Annotated in this window: 4 protein-coding genes and 1 pseudogene; 2 read left to right on the top strand and 3 right to left on the bottom strand. The window is 33.8% G+C overall.

The genetic code is table 11. The features are described 5' to 3' along the window. Together ACLI09_RS17910 and ACLI09_RS17915 are read left to right on the top strand one after the other, a co-directional pair. Positions 1-937, top strand: a pseudogene (locus ACLI09_RS17910) (hypothetical protein); the annotation flags it as partial. 85 nt (positions 938-1,022) lie between these two features. Continuing rightward, positions 1,023-1,382, top strand: a complete 360-nt coding sequence (locus ACLI09_RS17915) for a hypothetical protein (protein WP_411421016.1) — start codon at positions 1,023-1,025, stop codon at positions 1,380-1,382. Between the two features lie 104 nt (positions 1,383-1,486). Here ACLI09_RS17915 and ACLI09_RS17920 read toward each other — a convergent pair whose 3' ends face one another. From ACLI09_RS17920 to ACLI09_RS17930, 3 genes are all read right to left on the bottom strand, one after another. Next, positions 1,487-2,539 (bottom strand): tyrosine-type recombinase/integrase, encoded by a 1,053-nt coding sequence (locus ACLI09_RS17920; protein ID WP_411421017.1) that lies wholly within the window; start codon positions 2,537-2,539, stop codon positions 1,487-1,489. Positions 2,540-2,742: 203 nt separating this feature from the next. Next, positions 2,743-3,237, bottom strand: a complete 495-nt coding sequence (locus ACLI09_RS17925) for a hypothetical protein (protein WP_411421018.1) — start codon at positions 3,235-3,237, stop codon at positions 2,743-2,745. 12 nt (positions 3,238-3,249) lie between these two features. After that, positions 3,250-4,180, bottom strand: a 931-nt coding sequence (locus ACLI09_RS17930) for an RHS repeat domain-containing protein (RefSeq protein ID WP_411421019.1), incomplete at its 5' end; no start/stop codon positions are given.

Here is a 4,180-nt window from a genome sequence, read left to right on the forward strand (position 1 = left end):
CTACCAGGGCCAGGAAAAAGATAATGAGATAAAAGGCGAAGGTAACAGCCTGAATTATACCTTCAGGATGCACGACCCAAGGGTGGGAAGGTTTTTTGCGATTGATCCTTTGACTAGTAAATATCCACATAACTCACCATATGCTTTTAGTGAAAATAGGATTATGGATGCTACAGAACTTGAAGGGAAAGAAGCTAAACTAATAATCACAGATGAAGTTACGGGATATGCAATTCAAAGGGTCACGGGGGACACTTGGAATGGAAATAGTTCATATTTAGTTGTTCCAACTTACAAAATGATGCTAATAGATGCACAAAATCCTAACAAAACTATTGCTACATATAATGTGACACGAGACTCATGGTATTCTAGGGGTGAGATTTTTTACGATAATCTTTTGAAAGATTTCGTCAATGATGATTATGCCCTAATAAATAGAAATTTTGAACCAGCGGAAGCTAATAAAAACTTATATACAGGTGTACCACTAGAATACCCACATGATTCAGGGTTAGATTCTTTTGTGCTTTCTCAATCCGGGTCTACTACTTTAAAAGCTGAACCTAAAACCAAAGAGCAAAATACTTTTCTAGATGGTACACCAATAGATGATGCGCGTACAGATTTAGCAAAAGCTACTGGTGTTATGGTACATATCGGTGGGATTTACGAAATTGATGGTGTGATACATGTTGCAGCTTCGTATGGATGTTTTGGGTTTGTATCAACTAATCAAGTTTATAAAACAGAAAGTGACGCTCAGAAAGTAATTAATGATAATAATGTGGAAGAGCAAAAAACTTCTAATGATGAATATAAAAAATATATTAAAAAAGTGATTAAAGTTAGAACCGAAACTAAGGGTGATAAAAAAGTATTAATATCAGTAGAAAAAAGGAATGATGCTAAAAAAAGCCAAATATATAGTGATTAGTATTAACCTTCTAAATCTTGTGAGTTGTCAATATAATCGGATTGAACGACCTATTTGCTATAAATCTCATAGAGTTTCAATAAATATGACAATTGATAGTTTAAAGAAAATTATACCATATGTCAAACGTGACAATGAATTTTTTGATAAGCATTATGATTGCCATTATTTAGTTGAGAATCCTATTGTTTATAAAAATTATGTTATAGGACATTCAATATACTTTTTTTTACAAGATAGGGAGGTAAAAAAAGTAATTTTTAAATATTTTTTGCCAAAAGGAAGCAAAATTAATTTTAATAGTTATTTATCAAACAATTTTACATGCATAGATTATTTTAAATATGATAACTTGATTACATATGAGGGTAATACGTATAATTTAACAAAGCATTTCACAGATCAGCTAGAAGTAATTGAAATTGAAGTAGGATTGCCAAAATGACGGCATATTTCAGATTTAATGAACCTCTAATATCTAAGTTATTATGTAATTTTATCAATCCCCCCGCTAGCGCAAGCCTTTTGGCTCGTGCCAGCAGAGTTATTTTAAATATAATAGAGTTCCAGCTTACTATACACCTTATCAATCTCTTTATCCATATAAGCCTGGGCATAGTGCACATAGCGGTTAAAAGAGCCGCTTGCTGCACTATGCCCGCTTATTTTGCGTACCAGGTGCTCTGGCATGCCTAATATTAGCAGGGTGGTTATGGCAGTGCGGCGCATCATGTGCGAACTCATTTTATCGCAAAAACGGGTTTTATCGGCTGTGCGGCTATTGCTTATCTTTTTGGTTTTGCCCTGGCGTTCGCGCTGCACTTCTATGGGGGTTGTAAAACCGGCCAGTTCGCCTATTTGCTTCAGGCTCTTGTTAAAGTTAAACAGCGTAAGGCTGCCAAAAACCGGCAGTTTGCTATTGGACTGTTTGTATTGTAAGTAAATTTCAATAGCATAGCCGGGCAATTTTATGTAACTAAAAGTTTTGGTTTTTAGAGAGCGCAGCTTCAGGTACCAGTCCTGCCCCTGCTGTTCAAAGTTTTTATTAGTCAGTAAAACAATATCGCTATAGCGTAGCCCGGTGGTACAGCCAAAAACAAATACATCTTTTACACGGCGCAGTGCGGGTGTAAGGCTTTGCGTAAACGCAGCATCATGTATAAGGAACTTAAGCTGCTCCGGTGAAAGTACCAGTATGTCAACCTCTTCCTTACGCACATAAAACAGCCGTTGGAAATCACCGGTATTAAAATCCTTGTCGTTTTTAAGGTAGTTAAAAAATATGCGTATTGTTTTTATATTGGCCCCTACATAATTATCAAAGCAGCCTTTTTTGTACAAGAACTCCGTAAACTTCTGGTAAAACTTTTTCCAGTAGTTTTTCTCGCTTAGCAGTTCGCGTGTAGTAAGTTTAGATGCATCCGCTATCCGTAGTTCAAACTTACAATCAACGCTAAACTGCACCAGGTTTTGCAGTACATAATAATAGTTTTGTATGGACTGCGGCTTTATACGTTCGCCATTTTTCTTTAAACGCTTTCCTGTTTCGGTATCTTTTATAAATTGTTTGAATAGCGGAATAATAGGCGACAGCTTTTTCATAAGGTTAGTTTACCCAAATATATAAAAAACAAAAGCAAAGCCTAACGGCTTTGCTTTTGTTTTTAAGCGGGCATAGTGCGGCAAGCGGCTCTTTTAACCGCTATGCATAGCCTTAGCTCTTGGCTAACTTTGTATAATTAAGTAGGCTAACAGAAATAAAAATGTAGAATTATCATGCATTTGAAAATATTAATAATGTATAATTACCATCTTATTATAACATTATATATATAACTAAAATATCCCGTATGCAATACTTCTAAAGATATTTCTTCATATTTTGGACTATTTGTGAAAACAAATAATCTTCCGGTTTTTGGATTTAGTTCGTAATCTTTTTTAGCAATTTGAATATTTAAAATATTTTGAAGTTCTTCAGTAACATGTACTTTTTTAAGTAATGTAATATATTCACGCATAATGTAATTAATGTATTCTTGTTCAGGTAATTTTTTATCACCCCATAATTCCTTTTCAGCACTTGTAGTTAGAAAGGATATTATTAAACTATTATCATCATATTTTATATGAAATGTATAGGGTATTTCCTTTATAACTCCCCCTATAACATTACTCTTATACTCATAAGTTTTGAGATTGTTATCTTGACGAATTTTTTGAATTGATAATGGATTTTGTGCTCTTGTAGCATAAGTAAACAAAATGGCTATTGTTAAATAAAATTTAAGTGATTTCATAAATATAAATTTTTATCTTTTAATACTTTTTTCCGGCGCTCCTCTAAACATAAGATAAATTCTCCAATTGAAGTCAACCTTTTTAGATTCTGGATAAATTAAATCTATTCTTTGTAGGTTATTTTGAATAACATCCTTTGGACTAACTAATAAACTTTTTAACTCTGAATTTAATTGTGTGCTAAATATATTTTGTTTTGCTAATATGGGTTTAGGGGCATTACTCGATTTTGTAGTCTCATTTAATTTTTTAGTATTAAGAGCAATGTGATACGCTTGCTCCTTAGGATTGTTTCCGGGGTGTTGAAAATCAGCAACAACGCCATTCTTTTTTAGCTCCTCAACGTTTGATATAAAATCGGCCTTATTTTCAATAGGAACAGAGCCTAGACTGATATCTACAGTAATAAAATCTTTTGGATCAGCAATATGAAGTGAAACATGTGCAGGGCCTAATTCATAAATTTTTGCGGTCATAGCGGTCAAAATTTCTTCACGTGTATGTGAATCTTTCATATCATAATAGACCTGTTGCACAAGTTTGCCAGGCTTTTTATAGTTTTGTGGTCTACCTTCTATTAACTGCGTGTACATTATAGAAGCCTGCTTTTCAGGTGTTCTAGCTGTACTTGTAATCAATAGACTATTTAATCCAGTTTTTGCTGCCAAATCAGTCAGAACTTTTTCTGCTCCTTTTGTTACAACATCTTTTTTTATATTCTTAGCATATTTTATTATAGGATCACCTCCTCCAAGTCCATAGGGGTCATTAATATTTATAGGATTATCATCATAAGCCACATAAGGGCTTTGCCACACAAAAGTACTTGCAAGAGGATCTAAACTTAACCAACGTCCAACTCGTGGATCGTATTGCCTAAATTCAGTAGTATAATTATTACCTATCCCTTTAACATCGTCATCTTTCTCCATTCCGTTATAC

Origin of the sequence: Flavobacterium sp. RHBU_24 (genome assembly GCF_046613695.1) — a bacterium.
Taxonomy (GTDB): Bacteria; Bacteroidota; Bacteroidia; order Flavobacteriales; family Flavobacteriaceae; genus Flavobacterium.

Bases quoted from the DNA above. Each gene is read 5' to 3' on its own strand.
- ACLI09_RS17920 (WP_411421017.1), bottom strand. From the start codon at position 2,539: ATGAAAAAGCTGTCGCCTATTATTCCGCTATTCAAACAATTTATAAAA.
- ACLI09_RS17925 (WP_411421018.1), bottom strand. From the start codon at position 3,237: ATGAAATCACTTAAATTTTATTTAACAATAGCCATTTTGTTTACTTAT.
- ACLI09_RS17915 (WP_411421016.1), top strand. From the start codon at position 1,023: ATGACAATTGATAGTTTAAAGAAAATTATACCATATGTCAAACGTGAC.